This is a genomic window from Streptomyces sp. NRRL F-2664, from assembly GCF_000719345.1.
Taxonomy (GTDB): domain Bacteria; phylum Actinomycetota; class Actinomycetes; order Streptomycetales; family Streptomycetaceae; genus Streptomyces.
Map to the genome: position 1 here is coordinate 76,586 of NZ_JOFX01000017.1, position 25,430 is coordinate 102,015.

The window sequence follows — 25,430 nt, forward strand, 5'->3', positions numbered from 1 at the left end:
CGGGGGGCGCCTCGTGGGAGGCGCGGGGGCCTTACTTCAGGCCGATGGCGGCGCAGGCGGCCGCGTACTTGTCGGTGCAGATCTCGTCGACCGTGTAGACGCCGTCCTTGACGACGGTGTCCTTGATGTTGTTCTTGGTCAGCGAGATCACCGGGATCAGCACGGAGGGAACGCCCTTGGTGGTGGGGCTGTCGACCGTGGAGGTGGTGCCTTCGGGCTTCTCGCCCTTGGCGAGGGAGACGGCCATCTTCGCGGCGGCCTCGGCCTCGGGGGCGTACGGCTTGTAGACGCTCATGAACTGCTCGCCCGCGACGATGCGCTGCACACCGGCGAGTTCGGCGTCCTGGCCGGTGACGGGGGGCAGCGGGGAGACTCCGGCGGCCTTGAGGGCGGTGATGATGCCGCCGGCCATGCCGTCGTTGGCGGAGTAGACGCCGATGACCTTGTCCTTGCCGAGCGCGGAGAGCGCGGCCGCCATGTTGGTGTTGGCGTTCTCCGGCTTCCACTCGACGGTGTCGTACTCCTTGCCGACGTTGACCTTGCCGTCGAGCTCGGAGTGGGCACCGGACTTGAAGAGCTTGGCGTTGGGGTCGGTGACCGAGCCGTTCATCATGACGATCTGGCCGTCCTTGGCCTTGTCGCCCAGCGCCTCCAGCAGGGCCTTGCCCTGGACCTTGCCGACCTCTTCGTTGTCGAAGGAGGTGTAGGCGTCGATCGGGCCCTCGGCCAGGCGGTCGTAGGAGACCACCGGGATGCCGGCGTCCTTGGCCTTCTTGACCGAGCCGGCGATGGCCTTGGAGTCCACCGCGTCGAGGATCAGGACGTCCACCTTGTTGGTGATCATCGTGTCGACCTGGGAGTTCTGCGTGGTCGCGTCCTGCTTGGCGTTGGCGTAGACGACCTCGCCCTTGCCGCCGGTGAGCTCGGCGACCTTCTTCTCGATGAGCGGCTTGTCGAACTTCTCGTAACGCGCGGTCTGGTTCTCGGGCAGGAGCAGGCCGACCTTGATCGCGTCGCCCTTGGCGGCGCCGGAGGACTCCTTCTTGGTGTCTCCGGCCTCCTTGGCGCTGCCACAGGCGGCGAGGGAAACGGCCATGGCGCCGGCGGCAACGGCTACGGCGGCTCTGCGCATACGCGTGTTCATTACTTGAACCTCCCTGACGAGGCCGCTACGCCGCGGCCGAGGTGGATGTGAGTCAACCCCGGCCGCGTTTTGCCGTCAAGGAGTGAATTCTTAACGAGATGACAACGGTGCCATTCGTTATCTACCTGAAGGCAAGACGACTGGAGCACGCACTCCACTTCCATGGTCTGACAAAAGTGTCGAATCGCCCATCTCGCTCAGCACGAGCGCCAGTGCTCCCAGCACCTCGGCCCGCCCGCCCAAAGAGCCCGTGAGCACCGACAATTGCCGGGCCGCACTGGGGATCGCGTACCTCCCCACTGATTCACGTATGGGGGCCAGAACCAGTTCACCCGCCTCCGCCAGGGAGCCGCCCAGGACCACCCGGCTGGGGTTCAGGAGGTTGCACAGGCTGGCCACTCCGCTGCCGATGTGCCGGCCGACGTCCGTGATCACCCGACGGCAGCCGGGATCCCCGTCGCGGGCCAGTTCGACGACGCGCTCCATCGTCAACTCGGGGCCGTGCGTGCCCTGGAGCAGGGGCAGGACGTACCGGGCCGCGGCGAAGGTCTCCAGGCAGCCGCGGTTGCCGCAGCGGCAGACCGGGCCCGATTCGTCGAGCGTGATGTGGCCGATCTCGCCGGCCGTGCCGCCGGGTCCGCGGTAGATCTGGCCGCTGATGACCAGGCCGGCGCCGACGCCGCTCGCCACCTTGATGTAGGCCAGGTCCTTCACTCCGCGGCCGCTCCCCCAAACGAGTTCACCGAGGGCTCCGAGGTTCGCGTCGTTGTCCACGTAGACGGGCACACCGAGGCGCTGCGAGAGCTCCTGGCGGGGGTTGATCCCCGCCCAGCCCGGCAGGATCGCGGTCGAGCCCAGGGTCCCGGACTCCACGTCGATGGGGCCGGGGACGCCGAGGCCGACGCCGATGACCTTGTCCAGCCCGACCCCTATGCCCTCGATCAGCCTCCCGACCAGGGCTTCCGCCCGGTCGAAGCCGTCGGCCCAGGAGGCGTCGACGTCCAGCGGCTCGGACTCCTCCGCCAGCACCTGGTGGGCGAGGTTGCCGACGGCCACCCGCAGGTGGGTGTGACCGAAGTCGACGCCGATCACGATGCCCGCGTCACCGCTCAGCGACACGCTCCGCGCCCGCCGGCCCCCGGCCGAGGTGTCGGTGACCTCGACGGTGCCGCCGTCCTTCAGCTCCCGGACGATGTTGGAGACCGTGGCCGCCGACAGTCCGGTGGTACGGGCGATCTCCGCCTGGGTCAGCGACCCCGCGAGCCGCACCGCCCGTACGACCCGTTCGAGATTCGCGCGGTGCAGCGACGACTGCGATCCGGGAGTCTGCACGACTCATCCACTCCTGCCCATTAGCGACGGCCTGCCGTCGCCCCCCGGCCGGGACACGACGCGGCATCGCGCTCCGAGACCCCGGCGTCTCTCCAACTTGTGAACCTTAAGTCGAGCCTTTACGCATCCGCACGTCAAGAGGCTGACGCGATACGAATCGGGCTTACCGGCTGAAAGGGGGAGCGAGCGACTCTCCTGATCGTGTCACGGTCGCTGAGGTGCCGGCTCCCTCTGCGGCCCTTCCGGCCGGACCGCGCAGCGCCCGGGGCGGCGCACCGCCACCCCGGGCGCTGCGCGGCGGCCGCCGCCTCCGATGAATTGAACACGTTCAGCACGGCTGGCATCATGGGTGCGTGACATCGGCGGCCGGGCGGATGTTTCTCCTCGCCCCGCCACGAGGGGGGTTCGCATGGGCCGGAAGCGGTCGTTCACCCGGGTGCTGGCGGTCTCGACGCTGGTGGGCTGTCTGGAGGTGGCGCTCGCCGCCGTGGTGGTCCTGCTGTACGTACGGACGCAGCCGCCGCCGGACACACCCCCCGATGGGGCCGCCACCGCGGCGGCCCTCGTCTCCCTCGTGCCGCTCGTCGGCTTCGCCTCGTTCCTGCTGTCGCTGGTCTTCGTCCTGCCGGCGGTCGCGCTGACCGACCTCATCGCCCGCGGGCCCGGCAGGGGTGCGGCCTGGTGGTGGGCGCCGCCGGCGGTGGCGGCCCTGCTGTCGGTGCCCGTCGTGATCGTCGCGACGTACAACGACGCCGACACCGGGAACACGCTGCTCTTCTGGGCGGCGGCCACGGTGTCGCTGTCCCTGGGGGCGGTCGCCGCCCTCCCCCGCCGCGACGGCCTGCTGCGGCGGATCGCGCTGTGGGGAACGGCGGTGGTGGCGGGGACGGGCCTCTTCGGCGCCCTCGGGCTCGCCGTCGGCCTGCTGCCCGCCTACGAACCGCCGAGGATCGGGGCGGGGACCATGACGGGAAGCTGGGTGGACCGCACGGGCAACTCCCTGGTCTTCACCCCGGACGGCCGCGTCACCGCCTCCGGCGTGGGCGGGCGCAGCCCCGTCGACCACCCGCTGGACCCGGCGCCGAGCTGCTCGGGTTCGGGGACCTGGGTCTACGAGGGCGGCAGGGACGTCCGGGCACAGAAGGTCCGCATCGCCGTGCCGGGGTGCGCATGGCCCGCCTGGAGCGTCGGCGGCACCGCCCGGGAGCCCCGGATCCGGCAGGAGATCGGCGGTCCCGGCTCCGGGCGGCACTACGAGCTGCGCAAGGTCCCGGACCGCACGTGAGTGGGGGCCGCTACTTCAGCGTCGTCGAGGTCAGGCCCGCCTGGATCTGGCGCTGGAAGGAGAGGTAGACCACCAGCATCGGGATCATCGCGATGGTGACGCCGGCGAAGAGCACGGGCAGGTCGGTCTCGTAGCCCTGCTGCTGCTGGAGCTGGATCAGCCCCTGCGTGAGCAGGTAGCGCTCCGGGTCCGATCCGGTCTGGGGCTGCATGAGCACCGACGGCAGGATGTACTGGTTCCACTGGCCCAGGACGTTGAAGATCCCGACGCTGATCAGGCCGGGCTTGGCCATCGGCACCATCACCTGGAAGAAGATCCGGGTGTCGGAGGCGCCGTCGATCACCGCCGCCTCGTGCACGGCCGTCGGCAGGGTGCGGAAGAACGAGTGCATGAAGAAGACGGTGAACGGCATCGAGTACGCCACGTACACGAGGATCAGACCCTGGTACGTGTTCAGCATGTCGAACCGCTTGACCATGAAGAACAGCGGGACGAGCGCGAGGAAGACGGGGAACATGGCCCCGCTGACGAAGAAGAAGTAGAGGAACCGGTTGCCCGGGAAGGGGTAGCGGGCCAGGACGTACGCCGCCATCGAGCCGAGCAGCATCGTCAGCGGGACGGAGAAGACCATCACGATGAGGGTGTTCGCGAAGTAGGCGCCGATTCCCTTGTCCCAGGCCCGGCCGAACGCGTCGAAGTTCCAGTTGGCCGGCCAGCTGAGGGCGGAGCCGCCGATCTGTGCGTCGGTCTTGAAGGAGCCGAGGGCGAGCCAGATCAGCGGCAGCACGATGAGGACGGCCCAGAGGACGAGGAAGCCGTGGGAGAAGACGTTGAGGACCATCCCCTCGGACCGTCCCCCGCTGCGCTCCCCGCCCGGGCCCGCTCCGCCGGACCGCTCCGCCGCGGATTCGCCCGGAGCCTTGATCACTGTGGTCATGACGGTCTCCCGCTCAGAACTCGATGCGCTCGCGGCGGGTGGCGCGCAGCGTGATGACGGAAAGGATCATGGTGAGGAGGAGCATGACCACGCCCATGGCGCAGGCGTACCCGCTCTTGCCGAAGTAGAGGAAGTTCCTCATCAGCACCGTGGCCATGACCTCGCTGTGGTGGTCGGGGCCGCCGCCGAACTGGCCGGAGGTCATGGTCGACACCAGGACGAACATGTCCATCGCGGCGATGCCGAGGTAGACCGCGGAGGTCTGCACCGCGTCCCACAGCAGCGGGAGGGTGACCCGGAAGAAGGTCTGGGCACGGCCCGCCCCGTCGAGGAGCGCCGCCTCGTAGATGTCCTTGGGCACGGACTGCATGGCGGCGGAGAACAGGACGAGGTAGAAGCCCACGCCGTGCCAGACCACCACGAGGAGCAGGCACCACAGGACGAGGCGGGGCTCGTTGAGCCATTCGACGGGATGGAGCGGGTCGACGAGGCCGACGCGGATGAGGAGGCCGTTGAGCAGGCCGCCCTCGTCGGTGCGGTACACGGCGCCGAAGAGCACCGCGAGGATGGCGAGGGAGAGGACCTGGGGGAAGAAGTAGACGACCTTGTAGAGGCGCGAGCCGGCCACGCCCTGTACGCCGCCGGCCCCGCCCCTCCCGCCCGCGTTCACCATGAAGGCGAAGAAGAGGGCGAGGAGGATGGTGACGACGGGGACGAACACCAGGAGCAGCAGGTTGTTCCAGAGGGCGCCGCGGAAGACCTCGTCCTTCATCAGGGCGGAGTAGTTCTCGACGCCGACGAACTCGAAGGTCGGCGACTGGCCCGTCCAGTTGGTGAAGGAGTAGCCGAACGTCTGTACGTACGGCCAGATGACGAAGGTCAGGTACAGCGCGAGGGGTGCGAGGAGGAAGCCGGCGATGAAGCCGGCCCGTCCCCTGCCCTGGACTACTTGGCTCATGGTGTCCGTCCCTGGTGTGCCGGTGACCGGTGGGCTGCTGTCAGCTGCGACGGTTGTTCTTGGCGCCCGGATCCTGCGCCGCCTTGTTCACCGCCGCCTGGGCCCGCTTGATCCACTCCTTCGGCTGAATGCGCTTGGCCATCAGCTCGTTGGACGCGTCCTGGATCGCCGTGTCCATCTCGCTGTACCAGTCGGGGTAAAGGTAATTGAAGGTGTTCGTTCCCGCCGCCTTGAGCGCGGTCACCGCCGACTGGGTGCCGGGCCGCAGCTTCACCCCCGGGTCCACGCCGTCCTTGACCACCGTGAGCGAGTTGGCCTGCTGCGCGAAGATGGTCGACCACTCGCGCGACAGCATCGAACGGATGAACTCCAGGCCGCCGGCCTTGTTGGCGGCCTTCTCCGGGACGATGAAGGGCTCACCGGCGCCCGCCCGGATGGCCTCGAAGGGCAGTTTGCTGTCGGCGAGCAGCGGGACCGGCAGGAACTGCATGTCGAAGTCGTCGGGCGTCTGCTTGAGCTGCTCGTTCTCCAGCCAGGAGCCGGAGGGGATGAAGGCGGCCTTGTACTGGTTCCAGGCGGTCTGGGACTCGGTGTGGGTGAGGCCGTTCGTGCCCGGCAGGAGCAGGTCCTTCTCGACCACCTCGTAGACCGCCTCGACGGCGGCGAGGGCTGCCGGGTTGCCTTCGAAGGCGTTCGGCTCCAGGTTGTCGATGGCCTTCATGGCCTCCAGACCGCCCTTCTTGGCGATCAGGTCCATGATGACGACGTTGATGTAGTACGGGTACTTCCCCTGGTGGGCGAGGCCGCCGAGGCCGGCCTCCTTCGCCCGGGCGCAGACCGCGAGGAATTCGTCCCAGGTCTTGGGCGGCGTCCAGCCCTTCTCCTTGAAGAGCTTCCCGGAGTACCAGAAGCCGTAGACCGTGTAGACGTAGTTCAGCGAGACGAACTTGCCGCCCTGCGTGCCCTGTTCGACGGTGCCCGCGATGAGCGTGTCGCGGACCTTCTTCGTCGGGTCGTCGAGGGAGGGGGCGTCCAGTACGGGGGTGAGGTCGGCGAGCTGGTTGCTCTTGAAGAGCACGTCGAGCTTGATCCTCTGGGCGCCGGAGTTGTCGACGACGTCCGGCGGGTTGCCGCCGTTGAAACGGGTCTGGAGCTTCCCGGTGATCTCCTGGGTACCGAGGTGGGAGCTGGTGGTGCCCCACTTCTTGTCGAAGGCGGCCTCCCAGGCCTTCGCGTAGTCGTCACCGAAGCCGCCTTTGAAGACGACGACGTCCATCTTGCTGCCCTTCGGGACGCCGAAGGGGTTCTCCTTGGACACGGCCCCCTTGTCGGGGCCCTTCGTGGTGTCCCCCCCGCCGGAGGCGCAGGCGGACAGGAAGCTCATCGTCGGCACGCTGATCAGGCCGAGCGCTGCGGAACGCTTGATCAGATCACGGCGGCCGAGGCCCTCACCAGTGGATCCCATGCTCATGTCCTCGCCTTCGTCAGGAGTGTGAAGGAGGCCGGAAATCGCGGCAGTTGCCGTGCGTGCGGGCATCGCCGCAGGTCCCTCGGCATCCCCCGGCCCGGGCCCGCTCCTCGCGCAGCAGCCCCGGACGCGCACAGGTATAGTCCACTCCCGCTCGACTGAGCAAGATCGTGCACAAGGATCGTTCCCGGCTTTTCCGAGTTGAGACCTGTCCGTCACCTGGGACCGCCGCCGCGAAGAACGACAAGGGCCGCACCCCCTCGTCGGGGGTACGGCCCTATGGTGCCGACAGTCGGCGGATCGCTCCGCCTGGCGCGCCCTTAGCCGCGGATGAGGTTCCGCAGGACGTACTGCATGATGCCGCCGTTGCGGTAGTAGTCGGCCTCACCCGGCGTGTCGATGCGGACGACCGCGTCGAACTCCACACCGGTGTCGGTGGTCACCTTGACGGTGCGCGGGGTGGTGCCGTTGTTCAGCTCCTCCACACCGGTGAAGGAGAAGGTCTCCTCGCCGGTGAGGCCGAGGGAGGCCGCGCTCGCACCCTCGGGGAACTGCAGGGGCAGGACGCCCATGCCGATCAGGTTGGAGCGGTGGATGCGCTCGTAGGACTCGGCGATGACGGCCTTGACGCCGAGCAGCGCGGTGCCCTTGGCCGCCCAGTCGCGGGACGATCCGGAGCCGTACTCCTTGCCGGCCAGGATGACCAGCGGGATGCCGGCGGCCTGGTAGTTCTGCGAGGCGTCGTAGATGAAGGAGACCGGGCCGCCCTCGACGGTGAAGTCGCGGGTGAAGCCGCCCTCGGTGCCCGGCGCGATCTGGTTGCGCAGGCGGATGTTGGCGAAGGTACCGCGGATCATGACCTCGTGGTTGCCGCGGCGGGAACCGTACGAGTTGAAGTCGCGGCGCTCGACGCCGTGCTCGGTGAGGTACTTGCCGGCCGGGGTGTCGGCCTTGATCGCACCGGCCGGGGAGATGTGGTCGGTGGTGACCGAGTCGCCCAGCTTCGCCAGCACGCGGGCGCCGGCGATGTCGGAGACCGGGGTGGTCTCCATCGTCATGCCCTCGAAGTAGGGGGGCTTGCGGACGTAGGTGGACTGCGGGTCCCACTCGAAGGTGTTGCCGGTCGGGATCGACAGCGCCTGCCACTGGGCGTCGCCCGCGAAGACGTCGCTGTAGGACTTGCTGAACATGTCCTCGCCGATGGCGTTCGCCACGACGTCGTTCACCTCGGCCTCGGAGGGCCAGATGTCCTTGAGGTAGACCGGGTTGCCCTCGGTGTCGATGCCGATGGCCTCGGTGGTGATGTCCACCTTCATGGAGCCCGCGATGGCGTACGCGACGACCAGCGGCGGGGAGGCCAGGTAGTTCATCTTGACGTCGGGGTTGATCCGGCCCTCGAAGTTGCGGTTGCCGGAGAGCACCGAGGTGACCGCGAGGTCGTGCTCGTTGATCGCCTTCGAGATCTCCTCGTCCAGCGGACCGGAGTTGCCGATGCAGGTGGTGCAGCCGTACCCGACGAGGTTGAAGCCCATCTTGTCGAGGTACGGGGTCAGGCCGGCCTTGTCGAAGTAGTCGGTGACGACCTTCGAGCCCGGGGCCAGGGTGGTCTTGACCCACGGCTTGCGGGTCAGGCCCTTCTCGACCGCCTTCTTCGCCACGAGCGCCGCGGCGACCATGACGTAGGGGTTCGAGGTGTTGGTGCAGGAGGTGATCGCGGCGACGGTGACGGCGCCGTGGTCGATCTCGAAGGAGGAGCCGTCGGCCAGGGTGACGAGGGTGGGCTTCGAGGGGCTGCCGTTCGGGTGGTTCGCCGGGGCGTCGGAGGCCGGGAAGGACTCCTTGCCCGCCTCGTCCACGTCGTCGACGTAGTTGCGCACGTCCACGGCGAACTGCTGGGCGGCGTTCGCGAGGACGATGCGGTCCTGCGGGCGCTTCGGGCCGGCGATGGAGGGGACGACCGTGGAGAGGTCGAGCTCCAGCTTCTCGGAGAAGTCCGGCTCGGCGGCCGGGTCCAGCCACAGGCCCTGCTCCTTGGCGTACGCCTCGACGAGCGCGACCTGCTGCTCGGAGCGGCCGGTGAGCTTGAGGTACTTCAGGGTCTCGCCGTCGATCGGGAAGATCGCGGCGGTGGAGCCGAACTCCGGCGACATGTTGCCGATGGTGGCGCGGTTGGCCAGCGAGGTGGCGGCGACGCCCTCGCCGTAGAACTCGACGAACTTGCCGACGACGCCGTGCTTGCGCAGCATCTCGGTGATGGTGAGCACCAGGTCGGTGGCGGTGGTGCCGGTGGGCAGCTCGCCGGTCAGCTTGAAGCCGACGACGCGCGGGATCAGCATGGAGACCGGCTGGCCGAGCATCGCGGCCTCGGCCTCGATGCCGCCGACGCCCCAGCCCAGCACGCCGAGGCCGTTGACCATGGTGGTGTGCGAGTCGGTGCCGACGAGGGTGTCGGGGTAGGCCTGGCCGTTTCGGACCATGACCGTGCGGGCCAGGTGCTCGATGTTGACCTGGTGGACGATGCCGGTGCCCGGGGGGACGACCTTGAAGTCGTCGAAGGCGGTCTGGCCCCAGCGCAGGAACTGGTAGCGCTCCTTGTTGCGGCCGTACTCCAGCTCGACGTTCTGCGCGAAGGCGTCCTTCGTGCCGAACTTGTCGGCGATGACCGAGTGGTCGATGACCATCTCGGCGGGCGAGAGCGGGTTGATCTTCGCCGGGTCGCCGCCGAGGGCCTTCACGGCCTCACGCATGGTGGCGAGGTCCACGACGCAGGGGACGCCGGTGAAGTCCTGCATGATCACGCGGGCCGGCGTGAACTGGATCTCCTGGCTGGGCTGGGCCTGGGAGTCCCAGCCGCCGAGCGCCCGGATGTGGTCGGCGGTGATGTTCGCGCCGTCCTCGGTGCGGAGCAGGTTCTCCAGCAGCACCTTCAGGCTGTAGGGCAGGCGGGCGGAGCCCTCGACCTTGTCCAGCCGGAAGATCTCGTACGACTCGTCGCCCACCTGCAGCGTGCTGCGGGCGTCGAAGCTGTTCGCCGACACGACAGTCTCCTTCATGCATGAATTCGCGCGTTTACCGCATCCTGCCGCCACGCCCCTTGGCCAATCCGCTAAGGTCAGGCTAAGTTAGGTAGCCCTTACCAGCGGGGGCGGCTGCGGTACGCCTTCGGCAGATATCTCGATGTCGAGATAACTCTAGTACATGTCCGCGCGCGACGACGAGGCGCGCACCCGCACCCGGCGGCACGGAGGGCCGGGAGGGTGCTCCGCCACGCCCCCTGCGGGCCTTCCCGTGCACCGTCCGGACCCCCTCACCGGGCCTTCTCGCATGCCCCGACGCGCCCCCGCGGAGACGTGGGGCGACACACCACCCCCTCCCCCACTGAACGCGTTCAGCGTGCGGCATTGAACACGTTCAGAATTTCTGTCACGATGCGTCCAGCCCGACGGGAGCCCCCCCTGGGGGCGGCGCCGGGAGCGCCCGGAGGAACGCCTGACGAAAGGACGTCGTCCCGTGACGAGCTCACTGCTCAGGCCGAAGGGCCGGGCCCGTACGGCGGCACGCGCCGGGGAGGCGTCCCGCGCAGGGGTGGCCGAGGGGAGCACCGCCCCGACCCCGATCCTGGACTGGCGCGACCCCCGGGTCGCCGCACTCCTGCGGCAGCTGGGACCGGGCCCGGCCGCCCCGGCGGATCCGGGCGGCCAGGTCGAGTTCCTGCACCGAGCCCACACATGGATCTCCCGCACGGTCCGGCCGGTGTACTCCGTACAGGACGAGCGGCCCGTGTCGGAGGTACTGCGCCTGGGGCGGGGGTCGTGCAGCCAGCGGCTGGCCGTACTGGAGGCGGCGGCGCGCGCGTACGGGGTCCCGACGCGGGTGCGCGGACTGCTGGTGGACGGCTCGTTCTGGTACCCGCGCTTCCCGCGGCTGCGCCGGATCGTCCCGGACCAGGTGCTGCTGGCCTGGCCGGAGTTCCGACCGGGGGCCCCGGCGGGCCGGGCCGGAGATCGCGCGTCCTGGCTGACGGTGTCGGAACTCCTCGGAGGGCTGCGCCCCGTGGCGGCGGCGCAGGGCGGGGGCTTCACCAACGCCGGGTCCGAGACCCTCTTCGAGGCGCTGGCGCGGACGGCGATCGACTGGGACGCGCCGCCGGCGGCCTGCCCGAGCACGGGCGCGGGCGGGGAGGTGGGCGCGGGTGCGGGTGCCGGGTGCGACCTGTCGGCGTACGTGCTGGCCGACCTCGGCCACTACGACGCCCGCGACGAGCTCTTCGCGCGGTACGGCCAGACCCTGTGCGGCCTCGCCCGGCTGGTGGCGGAGCCGGTCCTGGGCCGGCGCGGCGCGGCGTAGCCCCGACCGCGGGGGCCGCCCCGCCGGTCACGTCGCGAGGGCGTGGCGGGCGGCCCAGGCGTCGACCGCCGCGGCGATCTCCTCGGGCCGGCCCTCCGGGCAGAGGTGGGCCGCCGGGCCGCAGTACCGGCTCTCCAGCGCCGAGATGTTCCGCTCGCACCAGGCGGCCGTCTCGGCGTCGACCATCAGGGCGGGCGAGCCGTCGAAGGTCAGCAGCAGCTCGGGCACCTAGGGGCTGTCGGCCAGCGGGTACGTATCGCCTCGAACCTGGCGCGTGCGGCGGGCGGGTACTCGTCCCACCGCATCGGGCGCACGATCGTCTCCATGAAGGCGATCCCGCGGATCCGGCCGGGGCGGCGGGCCGCCCGGTCGAAGGCGAGCGCGCCGCCACGGTCCTGACCGACCAGCACCGCCCCGTCCAGCCCGAGGGCGTCGCACCACGCGTCGAGGTAGCGGGCGTGATCGGCGAAGCGGTACTCCCCTCCGGGCTTGCCCGAGCGGCCCATGCCGATGAGGTCGGGCGCGAGGACGCGGACCGCGCCCTCCATGCGGGGCAGCACACCGCGCCAGAGGTGGGAGGAGGTCGGGTTGCCGCCCGGCCGTCGCCGGCTGCGGAAGCGGGAGCAGATCCTCGACGCCGCCCAGGCCGAACTCCTGTCCCCGCTGTCCGCGGCGGAGCGCGAGCAGCTCGTACGCCTGCTGGGCCGGGTCGTCGAGCACCACGCATACGGCGGGTCCGCCATGGAGCCTGACGGTCAGTAACATACGGAAGTGGGCCTTCCGCCCGCGGCGACACGCCGTACGACACACCCATCCGCCCCACTCGACGCAGGAGTCATCTCATATCTGAGATACGGTGCCCCCATGGCAGACGACTACCTCGTACGCATCGGCAAGCTCATCCGTGACGCCCGTCAGCACCGGGGCTGGACACAGAGTCAGCTCGCCGACGCCCTCGGCACCAGCCAGAGCGCAGTGAATCGCATCGAGCGCGGCAACCAGAACATCAGCCTTGAGATGATCGCCCGAATCGGTGAAGCTCTGGACAGCGAGATCGTCTCCCTGGGCTACGCCGGCCCCATGCACCTGCGCGTAGTCGGCGGCCGACGCCTGTCGGGTGCCATCGACGTCAAGACGAGCAAGAACGCGTGCGTCGCCCTGCTCTGCGCCTCGCTGCTCAACAAGGGCCGTACGGTCCTGCGTCGGGTGGCGCGCATCGAGGAGGTCTACCGCCTCCTGGAGGTCCTGAACTCCATCGGCGTCCGCAGCCGCTGGATCAACGACGGCGTGGACCTGGAGCTGGTCCCGCCGGCCCGCCTCGACATGGAGGCCATGGACGCGGACGCGGCCCGCCGCACCCGCAGCATCATCATGTTCCTGGGCCCGCTGCTGCACCGGATGGAGACCTTCCGCCTGCCCTACGCGGGCGGCTGCGACCTCGGCACCCGCACCATCGAGCCGCACATGATCGCCCTGCGCCGCTTCGGCCTCGACATCACCGCGACCGAGGGCATCTACCACGCGAAGGTCGCGACCGGAGTCTCCCCCGACCGCCCGATCGTGCTGACCGAGCGCGGGGACACGGTCACCGAGAACGCGCTGCTGGCGGCCGCCCGGCACGACGGCGTCACCGTCATCCGCAACGCCTCCTCCAACTACATGGTCCAGGACCTGTGCTTCTTCCTGGAGGCGCTGGGCGTCAAGGTCGAGGGGGTCGGCACGACCACGCTCACCGTCCACGGCGTCCCGAACATCGACGTGGACGTGGACTACTCCCCCTCCGAGGACCCGGTCGAGGCGATGAGCCTGCTGGCCGCGGCGGTCGTCACGGAGTCGGAGCTGACGATCCGGCGGGTGCCGATCGAGTTCATGGAGATCGAGCTCGCGGTCCTGGAAGAGATGGGCCTCGACCACGACCGCTCGGCGGAGTACACGGCGGACAACGGCCGCACCCGACTCGTCGACCTCACGGTCCGCCCCTCGAAACTGGAGGCGCCGATCGACAAGATCCACCCGATGCCCTTCCCCGGCCTGAACATCGACAACGTCCCCTTCTTCGCGGCCATCGCGGCCGTCGCCCAGGGCCAGACCCTGATCCACGACTGGGTGTACGACAACCGCGCCATCTACCTGACGGACCTCAACCGCCTCGGCGGCCGCCTCCAACTCCTCGACCCCCACCGCGTCCTGGTCGAGGGCCCCACCCGCTGGCGCGCGGCGGAGATGATGTGCCCGCCGGCCCTGCGCCCGGCGGTGGTCGTCCTCCTGGCGATGATGGCGGCCGAGGGCACCTCGGTCCTGCGCAACGTCTACGTCATCAACCGCGGCTACGAGGAACTGGCCGAACGCCTCAACTCGGTCGGCGCCCAGATCGAGATCTTCCGCGACATCTAAGTACGCCGCAGGTCAGGACGCCTTCTCGTCCTCCTGGGCCGTCTGTGGGCCGTCGCCGGTGTCTCCGCCCCCGCGGAAGACCCCGTCGACGGCCTTTCGCGCTCGCGCCTGGCTGTTGGGCATGACGTGCGTGTAGGTCCGTTCAGATTCGTCCCCTCCACCCTCGCTCAGGCACTCGGCAAGTCGTCCGTTGCCCATGTGCCGGCGCGTCGGCGAGGGCACTGCACTGACCCGACCTCGGCAACTGGTAGGACTGCCCGCCGCCCGCGAAGGCTGCCTTAATTCGCAAGGAGCATGGCACCAACCGCCACAACCACCGACCCGGTGAACCCATGTGGTCACAGCACTGGACGAGTGTCTCCGAATGCCTACGAGGCCTACAGGTCGGGCAGAGTCTCGGAGCCGGTCGGAGGGCGTCCCTCTTCCAACCAGAAGAGATAGCCGCGGAGGTGGGCCTGGAGGTCACCATCGAGGTAGGACAGCAGGTCGGCCAGCCCGTATGGGAAGCGGTGGGAGCCGGATGGGGCGGTGGCGAAGTGCTCGGCCCACTCCCGGAGTCGTGCGCGCTCCTGCCACCAGGACCGAACGGACTGTGTGGTCCACCACTGGTCGCCATCCATGCCGTACTGACCGCAGGGATCGTTCCAGGCTGCGAAGAGCACCCTGTTGACCTCGGCAGGTTGCCGGGGCTGACGGAAGACGAACTCCTGACCGTTCTCGTCGCACATGACGTGCCGTGGTGCGACCTCGGGGCCCATCTCGCAGGTATCTGTCTCCGCGCCGTAGAACGGTCCCGGCACATTGCGCCAGTTCCGCTCGGCCCAACGGCCCATCAGGTAAGTCTCTGCAGGAGCAAGGACGGTGACCGTCTCCTCCCAGGGCAGGGTCGTTCCGGCTGACGTACGCACAGCCGGGAGCGGATCCCAGTAGCCCGGACGTTCGCTCACGCCCACCCCTTTCACGATTCCCCGCCCAGACCCGGCGAGGGTGTCCAGGATCGGCGTTGCCGAGCAACGATGACCTGGAGGCCACGTGCACGCTGATCGGGATACACCCTCGTGACCGCACATTACGTCAGGGTCGACCACGAGATCGGGATACCCGAAGCCTCGGCCGGCCCCCGTTGCTGAGCGGTTGGTCGGACGTTCGTTTCGTCGTGCCGCGGCGCGAGTTTCCGTAAATGACCGTACAAGCTTCAACTTGCCGAGTAGCTTGCTCGCCATCCCACGTGCCCCGTTCTACAGGAGCCTCAGATGGCCATGCGCCTGCCCGGCAGCGAGAACCACCGCGAGAAGCGCGAGCGGCGATACGGGGGCGTGCTCGCCGTCGTCGCCACCGTGCTGATGCTCGCCGCCTGCGATCCGAGTGCCGGCGGCGCCGTCGCCCCGAGCGCGAGCACGAGTACGGCCCTCACCGCCAGTGCCACGCCCCCGGCGGCGTCCGTCACGCCGACCCCGAGCGCCAGTGCGACGCCGAGTGCCCCCACTACCGCTCCGCCGACGACCGCCCGGCCCACGGCGCCGCCACCCGCCGCCACCGAGCCGGCCGCCGCACCTCCCGCTCCTGCGCGCACCCGCACCACGGCTCCGGCTCCCCAGCCCACCCAGGCGAAGAACACCGACTGCTACCCGCTCTCCAACGCCGGGAACTGCTACAAAGCTGGTCAGATATGCAGAAAGGCCGACATCGGGACCTCCGGGCGCGACGCCGGCGGGCGCGCCATCCACTGCCGTCAGGACAGCGGCGTCGGCCAGCGCTGGGGCTACTGAAAAGCGCTGCGGTTAGAGTCGGGGCATGGGGGATTTCGCGAGCCGAGGCCGCACGGTGCTGTGCAAGTGGTGCAACCAGCCGATTCCGCAGGAACGGCGTTGGTTCCCGCGCCAGTACTGCAACCGCCGGCACAAGTGGAGGCACCGGATCACGGAGACGGTCGGCAGCATCCTCGACAGTGCCTAGTCCGGCGGTCTGCGCCCGCCCCGCACCCACCGCCTGACCGGATCGGTTCGCAGCGGTCGGGTGGGGGCGCGGGGTGGGCTGCCAGGGTGGGAGGCGAAAGGAGGCCTCGTGATCTCGGCACTCAACCGGCTCGTCGACCTCGTCGAGGAGCACCTCGCTCAGGATCCCGACGTGAACGCGCTGGCGCGGGGGCTCGGCACCACCGAGTACCACCTGCGCCGGATGTTCTCGTCCCTGGCCGGCATGCCGCTGTCGGAGTACGTACGGCGGCGGCGCATGACCGTCGCCGCCGCCGACGTCGTCCGCGGTGAGGGGGACCTGCTGGGCATCGCGGTCCGGCACGGGTACGGGTCGGCCGAAGCGTTCGGGCGGGCGTTCCGCTCGGTGCACGGCGCCGGCCCCGGTGACGTGCGCCGCGACGGAGGCCCCCTGCGTACGCAGCCGCAGCTCAGGTTCCGCCTGACCGTCGAAGGGAGCGTCCCCATGGACACCCGCCTCGTCAACCGCCCCGCGTTCCGGCTGGTCGGACACGCCGCCCGGGTCCCGCTCATCCACCAGGGCGTCAACCCGCACATCCAGGAGCACATCGCGGCCCTGCCGGCGGAGGAGCACCTGCGGCTGAAGGCCTTGAGCGACACCGAACCGCGAGGCCTGCTCCAGGTCTCCGACGACGTCGATCCGGACGCGCCGGAGGGCAGCGAACTGACCTACCTGCACGGAGTCGCCCTCGGCGGGGACACGCCGGCCCCGGACGGCCTCGACACCATCGAGGTACCGGCCGGGATGTGGGCGGTCTTCCGTACCAGTGGACCGCATCCGCAGGCCCTGCAGACGACGTGGGCGGCGACAGCGACCGACTGGTTCCCCTCCAACCCGTGGCGCCTGCGCCCCGGCCCCTCGATCGTCGCCACCCTCGACCGCGCGGCGGACTTCAGCACCGCGACCTGCGAGCTGTGGCTGCCCGTCGAACCGGCGTAGCCCACCTCGACCCCCGGGCGGTAACCGGTGGTTCGGCGCAGCGCTCGTGGCTTACCTTGGCGCGATGGTGCGTGTGCGCGTGCGTGAGATGGACGAGGCCGACATCGAGGCCGTCTCGGCGATCCGGGTCCGGGGCTGGCAGGCGGCGTACGCCGGCATCGTTCCCCAGTCCTACCTGGACGCGATGACGGTCGAGGAGGACACCGACCGGCGGAGGCAGTGGTTCAACCACACCGGGCGCGAGTCCAGGGACCTCGTGGCGGTCGGCGACCGCGGCCCGGTGGGGTGGGTCTGCTTCGGGCCGCCCCGGGGCGGGATCCCCGGCGCCGGGCGGGTGGGTGAGGTCTACGCCCTGTACGTGGCGCCGGACCGCATCGGCACGGGCATCGGCCGCGGACTTCTCGACGCGGCCCACGCCGCGATGAAGGGCCAGGGCGTGGAGACGTCGGCCCTGTGGGTCCTCCGGGACAACCTGCGGGCCCGGCGCTTCTACGAGCGGGCCGGCTACGGGGCCGACGGCGGGACGCAGGACGACGTCTACGACGATGTCACCCTCGCCGAACTCCGCTACCGGCGGGTGCTCTGACGACGTGTTCGAGTACCACGGCTGGATCAACGTCCAGGAGAGCGCCGACGCCCACGACGAAGACGGGGGAAGCGGCCTCGGCAACGACCGCCTCCGGCGGATCGCCGGGGTCGTCACCGCCCGGATCGGGGAGATCGCCGGTCCCGGTCTGCTCGACCTGCGGTGGTTGAACGGAGAGCTGTTCCTCCACCTCGGCGGCTTCCACAACCACCGCGACCCGGAGGTCCTGGCGTTCTTCCGCGAAGTCGGCCGCCTGGCGCCCGGTTCGTACGGGGTGATGCACGTGCGCGACGACGAGGACCCCGGCCGCGAGAACGAGATCCGTGTCCTGCACATGGTCCGCGGGCGGGTCACCGAGGACACGGAGAGGGCCCTGTCGCCCTGCATTCCGGTACTGGAGGACCCCTGCCTCGAACAGGAGACCCCCGCCTCGGACGGGACGGTCCGCCGTCGTCAGCACGGCCACGCCCGCCCTTCGCCGTGCGGAACGGCTGCGCCCCGGCGGTTCGGTCCGGTGGGGCGGAGGTCTCGCCAGGGGGTGGGGGCGGGCGGCAGAATCGGGCTCCGTGGCAGGAACGAGGGGACGGGCATCGGCATGGCAATCGGCAGGAACGCAGGCGTCGTCGACACGGACGAGGAGGTTCCCCTGTTTCCCGGGGCGCCGCTCCTGGGGTCACTCCAGGACCTGAAGTCGGACTCGCTCGGCACCTATCTGCGGGCGCAGCAGCAGCGCGGTGACGTCGTACGGGTCTCGGCCGGGCCACCCGGGATGCGGGCCGAGCTGTACTGCGTGTTCTCCCCCGAGGGCGCACAGCAGGTGCTCGCCTCCGAGGCGGCCAACTTCCGCAAGGACAACGCCTTCTACCAGGAGGTCCGGGAGTCCTTCGGCAACGGTCTGCTGACCAGCCAGGACGAGGACTACCTGCGCCAGCGCCGCCTCGTGCAGCCGCTGTTCACGCGGCGCCGGGTGGACGGGTACGCCGGGGCCGTCGCCGCCGAGACCGCGTCGGTGGTCACCGCCTGGGAGGAGGCCCCGGACGGCATCGTCGACGTGGCCGACGAGATGGCCCACCTCGCCCTGCGTGCGGTCGCCCGGATCCTCTTCGGCACCGACGTGGAAGCCACCGCCGACGTGGTGGCCCGCTGCTTCCCGGTCATCACCGACTACGTCCTGCGCCGCGGGTACTCCCCCGCCAACATCCCGCGCAGCTGGCCCACCCCGGGCAACAGGCGGGCGGCCGCCGCGATGGCCGAGCTGTACGGGGTCTGCGACCGGATCATCGGGCAGCGGCGCCGGACAGGCGCCGGCGCGTCCCCTGACGGCGCCACCGGTGAGGACCTGCTGACGCTGCTGGCCGCCGCCCGGAGCGCGGACGACAAGGAGTTCGACGCCGCCGAACTCCGCGACCAGGTGCTGATCTTCCTGCTCGCCGGGCACGAGACGACCGCCACCTCCCTCTGCTTCGCTCTGCACCTGCTGGCCCGCCACCCCGAGCAGCAGGACCGGGCCCGCGAGGAGATTACCCGCGTCCTGGGCGGACGCCGGCCGGAGGCCTCCGACCTGGAGCGGCTCCCGTACCTCTCGCAGGTGATCAAGGAGGCCATGCGGCTGTACCCGGCCGCGCCGGTCATCGGCCGCAAGGCCGTCGCCGCCACCCGGATCGGCGGGTACGCCATCCCCGCGGGCGCGGACGTGATACTCGCGCCCTGGGTGACGCACCGCCGCCCTGAGCACTGGCCCGACCCGGAGCGCTTCGACCCGGACCGCTTCACCCCGGAGGCGGAGGCCGGGCGGCCGCGGTACGCGTGGCTCCCGTTCGGCGGCGGGCCGCGGGCCTGCATCGGGCAGCACTTCTCGATGCTGGAGTCGGTGATCGCATTGGCGATGATCCTGCGGGCGTACTCGTTCGAGGCGGTGGACGCCGAGATCCCGGTCGGCGCGGGGATCACCCTGCGGACCGAGGGCCCCGTGCGCTGCCGGGTCCGCCGCCTGGACGGCTGACGGCCCGCAGCAGGGGGGAGGCCACGGGCGCCCCCGGATATTGGGGTGCGGGCCGGCCCGGTGCGCCATAGGGTCGACGCCCGTGGAACCACTCACCGAGAAACAGATCCGCGCATCCTTCGTGAACTGCACCAAGGGCGAGGCGGCGCGCATGCGCCTGCCCCTCGACTTCGCCGAACTGCCCTGGGAGGACCTGGACTTCCTGGGATGGGTCGATCCGGGCGCGCCGCTGCGGGCCCATCTGGTGCTGCCGCGGGACGGGAGCCCGCTGGGGATCTCCCTGCGGGTGCCGTCCGTGGGCCGGACCAGTGCGGTGAAGTCCAGCCTGTGCCAGATCTGCCTGACGGGCCACGCCTCCTCCGGGGTGACCCTGCTCGCCGCGCCGCTGGCGGGCGCCCGCGGCCGCGAGGGCAATACGGTCGGCACGTACATCTGCGCGGACCTGGCCTGCTCCCTCTACGTACGGGGCAAGCGGCAGCCGAAGCTGCGCGCCGGCCGGCAGGAGGAGTCGCTGACGCTGGAGGAGCGCATCGCGCGCATGGAGGGCAACCTGGACGGCTTCGTGTCCCGCGTCACGGGCGTCGCGGTCGCCTGACGCCTCAGATGCGGTCGGCCGCCGCTTCGTGGTTGCCCTTCAGGCGTTCGAGGTCGGAGGGGCGGACCTGGATGACGAACAGCGCGATCACCGCGCCGACCAGGGTGAAGAGGGCCGCCACGACGAAGGCGGCGCTGATGCCCGAGGTCAGCACCTGGTCGCCCCAGGGCTTCGGGAGCTGTCCCGTGCGTTCGAAAAGGGCCTGCTGCACGGGGCCGGCCGTGGCGAGGAAGTCGGGTACCTGCTCCTTGGCCTCGTTGCGGCTGGCGGTGCCGTAGACGGTGACCAGGATCGACAGGCCGAGCGAGCCGCCGACCTGCTGCATCGAGTTCAGCAGTCCGGACGCCGCCCCGGACTCGCGGTCGGAGACGTTGGAGAGGGCCATCAGCGTCAGGGAGACGAACTGCAGGCCCATGCCCAGGGCGAAGAACAGCATCGGGCCCAGGACGCTGCCCAGGTAGGTGGAGTGGACGTCGATCTGCGTCAGCCAGGCCAGTCCGACCGCCGAGGACAGCGCACCGCAGACCATGAACGGTTTGGGGCCGAACGAGGGCAGGAGCTTCGCGGTGAGGGCCGCGCCCACCGCGATCACCGCGCTGACCGGCAGGAAGGCGAGGCCGGCCTGGATCGGGCTGAAGCCGAGGACGATCTGCACGAACAGCGTCAGGAAGAAGAACATGCCGAAGATCGCGCAGGCGAGCATGAGCATGATTCCGTAGGTCCCGGCGCGGTTGCGGTCGGCGAACATGTGCAGCGGGGTGATCGGCTGCGGCGAGCGCCGCTCGTTGAGGACGAACAGGGTCAGCAGGACCACGGCGGCGCCGAACGAGCCGAGCGTCACCGGGTCGCGCCATCCCTCCTGGGAGGCCCGGATGAAGCCGTAGACCAGGGCGACCATGCCCAGGGTGGACAGCAGTGCGCCCGCGAGGTCGAAGTGCCCGGGGTGGCGTTCGGACTCGCGCAGGACCCTGGTGGCCAGCACGGCGATCGCCAGCGCGATGGGGACGTTGACGAAGAGGATCCAGCGCCAGTCGAGCCATTCGACGAGGATGCCGCCCGCGAGGAGCCCGATCGCGCCGCCGGCCGCCGAGACTCCGGCGAACACGCCGAACGCCCGGTTGCGGGCGGGGCCTTCGCGGAAGGTGGTGGTGATCAGGGCGAGGGAGGTCGGCGAGGCGATGGCGCCGCCGACGCCCTGGAGGGCCCGTGCCGCCAGCAGCTGGCCTTCGTTCTGGGCGAGCCCGCCCAGGAGCGAGGCCAGGCCGAAGAGCAGGACGCCGAAGATGAAGACGCGTTTGCGGCCGAGGATGTCGCCGGTGCGGCCGCCGAGGAGCAGCAGGCCGCCGAACGCGAGGGTGTAGGCGTTGACGACCCAGGAGAGGCTCTCGGTGGAGAAGTCCAGGTCGCTCTGGATGTGCGGGAGCGCGATGTTCACGATGGTGATGTCGAGCACCACCATGAGTTGACAGGACGCGATGACGACCAGGGCGAGTCCGTTGCCGCTGCCTCGGCCCGCGCCGTCCTTGCCGCCGGTCCCGCTGCTGCTCGGTGTTGCGTTCGGGTCCACCCTCTCGACGCTAAGCCCGCGCCCCGGGGGTCACCACTCGAACGGCCTAGTGCCGGTGACATTGCACATGTCACACTACGATCATGGATGACTTCCTCAGGCTCTCCGCGAGCACGGCCCGATTCGCCCACGGCGCCCCGCGTGCGCTGTCCTTCGGGGACGGGGGCAGGCTGTTGTGGTTCCTCCGCTCGACCGGACCGACCGACGCCTTCGACAGCCTCTGGGTGCTCGACACCGCCACCGGCGCGGAGCGCCGCCTTGCAGATCCGCGCGAGCTGTGCCCGGAGCCCGGCCCGCTCCCCACCGCCGAGCGCCGGCTGCGCGAGCGCACCCGGCTCGTCGCCGCCGGGATCGGCTCCTACGCCCTGTCCGGCGACGGGCGCCACGCCGCCTTCGCCCTGTACGGACGGCTCTACGAGGTCGGCGCGGACGGCGCCGGCGCCCCCGGGGCGGTCCCCGCCGCCGGACCCGCGCTGGACCCGCGGCCCAACACCGACGGCTCACGCATCGCCTACGTCGCGGACGACGCCCTGTACGTTGCCCCGGGCGGCCGGGTCAGCCCCGACGACGGGGCCCGCTGGGGCCTGGCCGAATTCGTCGCCGCCGAGGAACTGGGCCGCTCACGGGGCCACTGGTGGTCCCCCGACGGGGTCACCCTGCTCGCCGCCCGCGTCGACGAATCCGCCCTGCAGCGGCGGTGGTTCACCGACCCCGCCCGTCCCGAACTGCCGCCCGAGGACTTCGCCTACCCGGAGGCGGGCGGGCCCAACGCCGATGTCCAGCTGTGGGTGCTCGGGGAGAACGGGAGCCGGACCCGGATCGAGTGGGACGCCGCGGCCTACCCGTACGTCTCCGACGCCGGCTGGGAGTCGGCCGAGGAGATCCTCCTCACCGTCCAGGACCGGCTCCAGCAGAACGTCGTCCTGCTCTCCGCCGACCCGGCCACCGGCCGCACCCGGGAACTCTCGCGCACCGTACACCCCCTGTGGGTGGACCCCGTCGCCGGCACCCCGACCCGCCTCCCCGACGGCCGCGTGCTCACCGCCGTCGACACCCCGGGCGGCGCCGCGCGCGGCCTGGCCGTGGACGGCGTACCCCTCACCGGGGACGACGTGCAGGTGCGCGCCGTGGCCGGACTGCACGAGGGGCGGCTGCTGGTCGAAGCGGCCCTGCGCGACCCGGCGGAGCAGCAGGTGCTGCTCCTCGACACCGCCACCGGGGAGGCCACCGCACTCGCGGACGGGCCCGGCGTGCACGCCGTGACCGCCTCGGCCGGGTATCTGCTGCTGACCTCCGCCGACACCGACGGCGTGCGGCGCGTCGTACGCACCCCCGACGGGCGGGAGTTCACCCCCGCGGACCTGTCGCAGCCACTGCCGTACCGGGTGGCACCCCTGCTGGAACGGGTCACCGAGCACGCGGTCCCCACGGCGCTCGTCCTGCCCCGCGGGCACGTCACCGGGCGCAGACTGCCCGTCCTGATGGACAGCTACGGCGGGCCCGGCGCCCAGGACATCACCGCGGATCCTCGCCGCTGGCAGCACCGCCAGTGGTGGGCCGACCAGGGTTTCGCGGTGGTGACCGTCGACAACCGCGGCACCGCCCATGTCTCCCCCTCCCACACGCACGCCATGTACCGCGGCTTCTCCGAGGTGACCCTGGACGACCAGGTCGCGGCGCTGCACGCGCTGGCCGCCCGCCACGGCGACCTCGACCTCGGCCGGGTCGGCATCCGCGGCTGGTCGTACGGCGGCTACCTGTCGGCGATGGCCGTACTGCGCCGCCCCGACGTCTTCCACGCCGCGGCCGCCGGGGCGGCACCGACCGACTTCCGGCACTACGACACCGCGTACACCGAGCGGTACCTGGGCCTGCCGCAGGAGCATCCGGAGGTCTACGAGCGGGACTCGCTCCTGCCCGACGCCCCGAAGCTGTCCCGCCCGCTCCTGCTGGTGACCGGCCTGGCCGACGACAACGTCCACCCCTCCCACACCCTGCGGCTGTCCCGGGCTCTCACGGACGCGGGCCGCCCCCACCGGCTCCTGGCCCTCCCGGGCGTCACCCACATGACCCCGGGCGGCACCCGCGAGAAGATCATGGCCCTGGAGGTGGACTTCTTCCGCCGCGAGCTCGGCCGGAGCTAGACCGTACCCGAGGCCCCGACCACCCCGCCGGCGGTGGTCAGGGCCGCGGTGCGAACACCATGCGCACCAGGGCCACGACCACCAGCGCCGCCGCCGGTGCGTACCACCAGCGCCGCAGCCGGCCCGTGTTGACACCGGCCGCCGTCACCGCGAGGGCGATCAGCTCCACCGTCAGCCCGAGCCCGGCCATCAGCCGCGCGGTGCCCGTCACCGTACGGTCCCAGGGCCCTTCGGACGCGGTGAGCACCGCGTTCAGCACGAAGAACCCCGCCACCGCGTGCAGCCCCACCAGCACGGTCGCCCACACGGCCGTGACCACGTGAGCGAGCGTGGCTCCCGCTGTCCGCCGCTCAGTCATTCAGGGCCCGCCTCGCGTTGTCGATGTTCGCGCCGAAGCGGCGGCCGTAGGCCTGCGCCTCGTCCGTACGCCAGCCCGGTCCGCCGTTGTACCGGGCGGCGAGTTCCTGGTACTGGGCAGGGGTCATCTGCTCGGCGGGCACGTTCGCGAACGTACTCTCCGCCTTGAGCTGGGCGAGGTACTCGGCGGCGATGTAGATGTTCGTCGAAGGGTTCTGCGTCGCGGTCCGGATCTCGTCCCGCTGGTCCCGCGTGAGGTTCTCCGGGTCGTAGCCGAGCACTTCGGCGGAGCGGCGGAGCTGGATGGCGATCGGCCCCATGGACGTCTGGTCCGCCTCGCCCGACAGGCCGGCCTTGTCCGCCACCCACTGGAACTCCGGCCAGACCTCGTACTGGCTGCGCCGGTAGTTCACCGCGATGTTGTCGGCCCACTTCGGGTCGCCCTGCACCTCCTTCCAGGCGATTCCCGCGAGCATGTCGGCCGGCAGGCCCGTGTACGCGGCCGCGTCCCGGATGTGCGCGCGGTTGGCGCGGATCCACTCGCGGCGGTCCTCGTCCGAGTCCGACGGCAGCCACTCGTTCTGGTCCATGGCGGGCGGGAGTCCGGCCGGCCGGGACCGGATCTCCCGCAGCTTGGGGGACACGGTCTCGCCGCCGGGGTTCGCGGCGATGCCGTCGACGCGAGGGCCGCCGCCGGGCAGCACGGCGTTGGGGTCGTGCGCCGCCTCTCCCACCTCCTGCCGCAGGGCCGGCATCCCGGCGAGGAGCACCGACGGGTGGGGCAGGTCGCCACGGAAGTCGGGCAGGTCCTTGCGGGCCTTGCCCAGTGCGGTCACGCACGTGGTGCGTGCTGCGCTTTCGATGCGGTCGGCGTCGCCGAAGGCGTCCTTCGCACTGTTGTAGTGCTGCTCCGCCTCCTCGCGGATCTCGTCGACGTCGACGGTGATCTCCGCCAGCCAGTCGAGGACTCCGGTGCGCTTGCGGAGGTCCTCCCACTGCCGCATCGGCTCGGCCCGCTGGGCGGTCTCGGTCACGGGGCCGGCCACCCGCGCCATGACCCGGGAGAGGGCGCGCTCGCTCGCCAGACCGCTCTCGAAGCGCTCCTTCGCCCGGCCGACGGCCTCGGCGTAGTCGACGAGCGCCGCGTGGACGGTGCGGAAGGCTCCCGACAGGGCGGTGGCCAGCTTCTCCGCCTCGCCCAGCCGTTTGACGTAGAGTTCCTCGGCCTCGCTCACCCACTGGGTGCGCGTCGCCTTCAGAAAGGCGGGGTCCGCCGAGTCCAGGAGCAGGTGGAGCCTGCGGTACTCGTGGGCGGTGCGTTCGATCAGGGGAGGGCTGCACAGTTCGAGGAACTCGACCTCGGTGCGGTAGGTCATGACA

General features: G+C 70.7%; 23 protein-coding genes and 1 pseudogene. 12 read left to right on the forward strand and 12 right to left on the reverse strand.

The window, feature by feature from the left end:
• Nucleotides 1-31 precede the first annotated feature (31 nt).
• Both IF89_RS0116980 and IF89_RS0116985 read right to left on the reverse strand, forming a co-directional pair.
• Nucleotides 32-1,144, reverse strand: a complete 1,113-nt coding sequence (locus IF89_RS0116980; protein WP_030767997.1) for a sugar ABC transporter substrate-binding protein — start codon at nucleotides 1,142-1,144, stop codon at nucleotides 32-34.
• A 117-nt stretch (nucleotides 1,145-1,261) separates the two neighbouring features.
• Nucleotides 1,262-2,476 carry an ROK family transcriptional regulator gene (locus IF89_RS0116985; protein WP_030768000.1) on the reverse strand — a complete coding sequence of 405 codons (1,215 nt, stop codon included), beginning with the start codon at nucleotides 2,474-2,476 and terminating at the stop codon, nucleotides 1,262-1,264.
• 409 nt (nucleotides 2,477-2,885) lie between these two features.
• On the opposite strand from IF89_RS0116985, the gene IF89_RS40815 reads away from it, so the two are divergent.
• Nucleotides 2,886-3,761, forward strand: a complete 876-nt coding sequence (locus tag IF89_RS40815; RefSeq protein ID WP_051807131.1) for a hypothetical protein — start codon at nucleotides 2,886-2,888, stop codon at nucleotides 3,759-3,761.
• Between the two features lie 10 nt (nucleotides 3,762-3,771).
• On the opposite strand, the gene IF89_RS0116995 is transcribed toward IF89_RS40815, so the two are convergent.
• The 4 genes from IF89_RS0116995 to acnA form a co-directional block, all read right to left on the reverse strand.
• On the reverse strand, nucleotides 3,772-4,698 hold the full coding sequence (locus IF89_RS0116995; protein ID WP_030768006.1) for a carbohydrate ABC transporter permease: 927 nt from the start codon (nucleotides 4,696-4,698) through the stop codon (nucleotides 3,772-3,774).
• 13 nt (nucleotides 4,699-4,711) lie between these two features.
• A complete protein-coding gene (locus tag IF89_RS0117000) occupies nucleotides 4,712-5,656 on the reverse strand; it encodes a carbohydrate ABC transporter permease (RefSeq protein ID WP_030768008.1) in 945 nt (314 codons plus the stop codon).
• A gap of 40 nt (nucleotides 5,657-5,696) precedes the next feature.
• Nucleotides 5,697-7,121 (reverse strand): N-acetylglucosamine/diacetylchitobiose ABC transporter substrate-binding protein, encoded by a 1,425-nt coding sequence (gene ngcE, locus IF89_RS0117005; RefSeq protein ID WP_030768010.1) that lies wholly within the window; start codon nucleotides 7,119-7,121, stop codon nucleotides 5,697-5,699.
• Between the two features lie 323 nt (nucleotides 7,122-7,444).
• Nucleotides 7,445-10,162, reverse strand: coding sequence for an aconitate hydratase AcnA (acnA, locus tag IF89_RS0117010; protein ID WP_030768012.1), 2,718 nt, complete (start codon nucleotides 10,160-10,162; stop codon nucleotides 7,445-7,447).
• A 472-nt stretch (nucleotides 10,163-10,634) separates the two neighbouring features.
• On the opposite strand from acnA, the gene IF89_RS0117015 reads away from it, so the two are divergent.
• Nucleotides 10,635-11,471 (forward strand): transglutaminase domain-containing protein, encoded by an 837-nt coding sequence (locus IF89_RS0117015; RefSeq protein ID WP_030768017.1) that lies wholly within the window; start codon nucleotides 10,635-10,637, stop codon nucleotides 11,469-11,471.
• 27 nt (nucleotides 11,472-11,498) lie between these two features.
• Here the strand turns inward: IF89_RS0117015 and IF89_RS49345 are convergent, their stop codons facing one another.
• Together IF89_RS49345 and IF89_RS49350 are read right to left on the reverse strand one after the other, a co-directional pair.
• Entirely contained in the window at nucleotides 11,499-11,699 is a 201-nt protein-coding gene (locus IF89_RS49345; RefSeq protein ID WP_051807132.1) for a hypothetical protein, read from the reverse strand.
• Nucleotides 11,681-12,019 (reverse strand): alpha/beta fold hydrolase, encoded by a 339-nt coding sequence (locus IF89_RS49350; protein WP_051807133.1) that lies wholly within the window; start codon nucleotides 12,017-12,019, stop codon nucleotides 11,681-11,683. The genes IF89_RS49345 and IF89_RS49350 overlap by 19 nt, the downstream gene beginning before the upstream one ends.
• Nucleotides 12,020-12,059: 40 nt before the next feature.
• On the opposite strand from IF89_RS49350, the gene IF89_RS47680 reads away from it, so the two are divergent.
• On the forward strand, nucleotides 12,060-12,233 hold the full coding sequence (locus IF89_RS47680; protein ID WP_234327787.1) for a hypothetical protein: 174 nt from the start codon (nucleotides 12,060-12,062) through the stop codon (nucleotides 12,231-12,233).
• A gap of 102 nt (nucleotides 12,234-12,335) precedes the next feature.
• Nucleotides 12,336-13,865 carry a helix-turn-helix domain-containing protein gene (locus tag IF89_RS0117025; RefSeq protein ID WP_030768021.1) on the forward strand — a complete coding sequence of 510 codons (1,530 nt, stop codon included), beginning with the start codon at nucleotides 12,336-12,338 and terminating at the stop codon, nucleotides 13,863-13,865.
• Between the two features lie 377 nt (nucleotides 13,866-14,242).
• Here IF89_RS0117025 and IF89_RS40830 read toward each other — a convergent pair whose 3' ends face one another.
• The gene (locus IF89_RS40830; protein ID WP_234327784.1) at nucleotides 14,243-14,812 is read right to left on the reverse strand and encodes a ferredoxin; all 570 of its coding nucleotides are present in this window, start codon (nucleotides 14,810-14,812) and stop codon (nucleotides 14,243-14,245) included.
• 306 nt (nucleotides 14,813-15,118) lie between these two features.
• On the opposite strand from IF89_RS40830, the gene IF89_RS40835 reads away from it, so the two are divergent.
• From IF89_RS40835 to IF89_RS0117060, 7 genes and pseudogenes are all read left to right on the forward strand, one after another.
• Nucleotides 15,119-15,634 carry a hypothetical protein gene (locus tag IF89_RS40835; protein WP_051807135.1) on the forward strand — a complete coding sequence of 172 codons (516 nt, stop codon included), beginning with the start codon at nucleotides 15,119-15,121 and terminating at the stop codon, nucleotides 15,632-15,634.
• Between the two features lie 25 nt (nucleotides 15,635-15,659).
• Entirely contained in the window at nucleotides 15,660-15,821 is a 162-nt protein-coding gene (locus IF89_RS45990; protein ID WP_158717873.1) for a hypothetical protein, read from the forward strand.
• 108 nt (nucleotides 15,822-15,929) lie between these two features.
• The gene (locus IF89_RS0117045) at nucleotides 15,930-16,799 is read left to right on the forward strand and encodes an AraC family transcriptional regulator (protein ID WP_030768034.1); all 870 of its coding nucleotides are present in this window, start codon (nucleotides 15,930-15,932) and stop codon (nucleotides 16,797-16,799) included.
• A 64-nt stretch (nucleotides 16,800-16,863) separates the two neighbouring features.
• Nucleotides 16,864-17,385 carry a GNAT family N-acetyltransferase gene (locus IF89_RS0117050; protein WP_030768036.1) on the forward strand — a complete coding sequence of 174 codons (522 nt, stop codon included), beginning with the start codon at nucleotides 16,864-16,866 and terminating at the stop codon, nucleotides 17,383-17,385.
• Nucleotides 17,345-17,728 (forward strand): annotated as a pseudogene (locus tag IF89_RS47685) (Imm7 family immunity protein); the annotation flags it as partial. The gene IF89_RS0117050 and the pseudogene IF89_RS47685, both read left to right, overlap by 41 nt.
• Nucleotides 17,729-17,980: 252 nt before the next feature.
• Nucleotides 17,981-19,387, forward strand: a complete 1,407-nt coding sequence (locus tag IF89_RS0117055) for a cytochrome P450 (RefSeq protein ID WP_030768038.1) — start codon at nucleotides 17,981-17,983, stop codon at nucleotides 19,385-19,387.
• Nucleotides 19,388-19,469: 82 nt separating this feature from the next.
• The gene (locus IF89_RS0117060; RefSeq protein WP_030768042.1) at nucleotides 19,470-19,982 is read left to right on the forward strand and encodes an FBP domain-containing protein; all 513 of its coding nucleotides are present in this window, start codon (nucleotides 19,470-19,472) and stop codon (nucleotides 19,980-19,982) included.
• A 4-nt stretch (nucleotides 19,983-19,986) separates the two neighbouring features.
• Here IF89_RS0117060 and IF89_RS0117065 read toward each other — a convergent pair whose 3' ends face one another.
• On the reverse strand, nucleotides 19,987-21,549 hold the full coding sequence (locus IF89_RS0117065; protein WP_030768045.1) for an MFS transporter: 1,563 nt from the start codon (nucleotides 21,547-21,549) through the stop codon (nucleotides 19,987-19,989).
• Between the two features lie 83 nt (nucleotides 21,550-21,632).
• Here IF89_RS0117065 and IF89_RS0117070 point away from each other — a divergent pair, with 83 nt between their 5' ends.
• Nucleotides 21,633-23,693 (forward strand): S9 family peptidase, encoded by a 2,061-nt coding sequence (locus tag IF89_RS0117070; RefSeq protein WP_030768048.1) that lies wholly within the window; start codon nucleotides 21,633-21,635, stop codon nucleotides 23,691-23,693.
• A gap of 37 nt (nucleotides 23,694-23,730) precedes the next feature.
• Here the strand turns inward: IF89_RS0117070 and IF89_RS0117075 are convergent, their stop codons facing one another.
• Both IF89_RS0117075 and IF89_RS0117080 read right to left on the reverse strand, forming a co-directional pair.
• The gene (locus tag IF89_RS0117075) at nucleotides 23,731-24,012 is read right to left on the reverse strand and encodes a hypothetical protein (protein WP_030768049.1); all 282 of its coding nucleotides are present in this window, start codon (nucleotides 24,010-24,012) and stop codon (nucleotides 23,731-23,733) included.
• Between the two features lie 31 nt (nucleotides 24,013-24,043).
• The gene (locus IF89_RS0117080; protein ID WP_030768052.1) at nucleotides 24,044-25,426 is read right to left on the reverse strand and encodes a hypothetical protein; all 1,383 of its coding nucleotides are present in this window, start codon (nucleotides 25,424-25,426) and stop codon (nucleotides 24,044-24,046) included.
• Nucleotides 25,427-25,430 lie beyond the last annotated feature (4 nt).

What these genes read in the sequence shown, in the direction of transcription:
- IF89_RS40815 (WP_051807131.1), top strand. Translation starts at nt 2,886, where the DNA reads ATGGGCCGGAAGCGGTCGTTCACCCGGGTGCTGGCGGTCTCGACGCTG.
- IF89_RS0116995 (WP_030768006.1), bottom strand. Translation starts at nt 4,698, where the DNA reads ATGACCACAGTGATCAAGGCTCCGGGCGAATCCGCGGCGGAGCGGTCC.
- ngcE (WP_030768010.1), bottom strand. Translation starts at nt 7,121, where the DNA reads ATGGGATCCACTGGTGAGGGCCTCGGCCGCCGTGATCTGATCAAGCGT.
- IF89_RS49350 (WP_051807133.1), bottom strand. Translation starts at nt 12,019, where the DNA reads ATGGAGGGCGCGGTCCGCGTCCTCGCGCCCGACCTCATCGGCATGGGC.
- IF89_RS0117000 (WP_030768008.1), bottom strand. Translation starts at nt 5,656, where the DNA reads ATGAGCCAAGTAGTCCAGGGCAGGGGACGGGCCGGCTTCATCGCCGGC.
- IF89_RS0117080 (WP_030768052.1), bottom strand. Translation starts at nt 25,426, where the DNA reads ATGACCTACCGCACCGAGGTCGAGTTCCTCGAACTGTGCAGCCCTCCC.
- IF89_RS0117055 (WP_030768038.1), top strand. Translation starts at nt 17,981, where the DNA reads ATGGCAATCGGCAGGAACGCAGGCGTCGTCGACACGGACGAGGAGGTT.
- IF89_RS0117070 (WP_030768048.1), top strand. Translation starts at nt 21,633, where the DNA reads ATGGATGACTTCCTCAGGCTCTCCGCGAGCACGGCCCGATTCGCCCAC.
- IF89_RS0117050 (WP_030768036.1), top strand. Translation starts at nt 16,864, where the DNA reads ATGGTGCGTGTGCGCGTGCGTGAGATGGACGAGGCCGACATCGAGGCC.
- IF89_RS0117025 (WP_030768021.1), top strand. Translation starts at nt 12,336, where the DNA reads ATGGCAGACGACTACCTCGTACGCATCGGCAAGCTCATCCGTGACGCC.
- IF89_RS40835 (WP_051807135.1), top strand. Translation starts at nt 15,119, where the DNA reads ATGGCCATGCGCCTGCCCGGCAGCGAGAACCACCGCGAGAAGCGCGAG.
- IF89_RS0116980 (WP_030767997.1), bottom strand. Translation starts at nt 1,144, where the DNA reads ATGAACACGCGTATGCGCAGAGCCGCCGTAGCCGTTGCCGCCGGCGCC.
- IF89_RS45990 (WP_158717873.1), top strand. Translation starts at nt 15,660, where the DNA reads ATGGGGGATTTCGCGAGCCGAGGCCGCACGGTGCTGTGCAAGTGGTGC.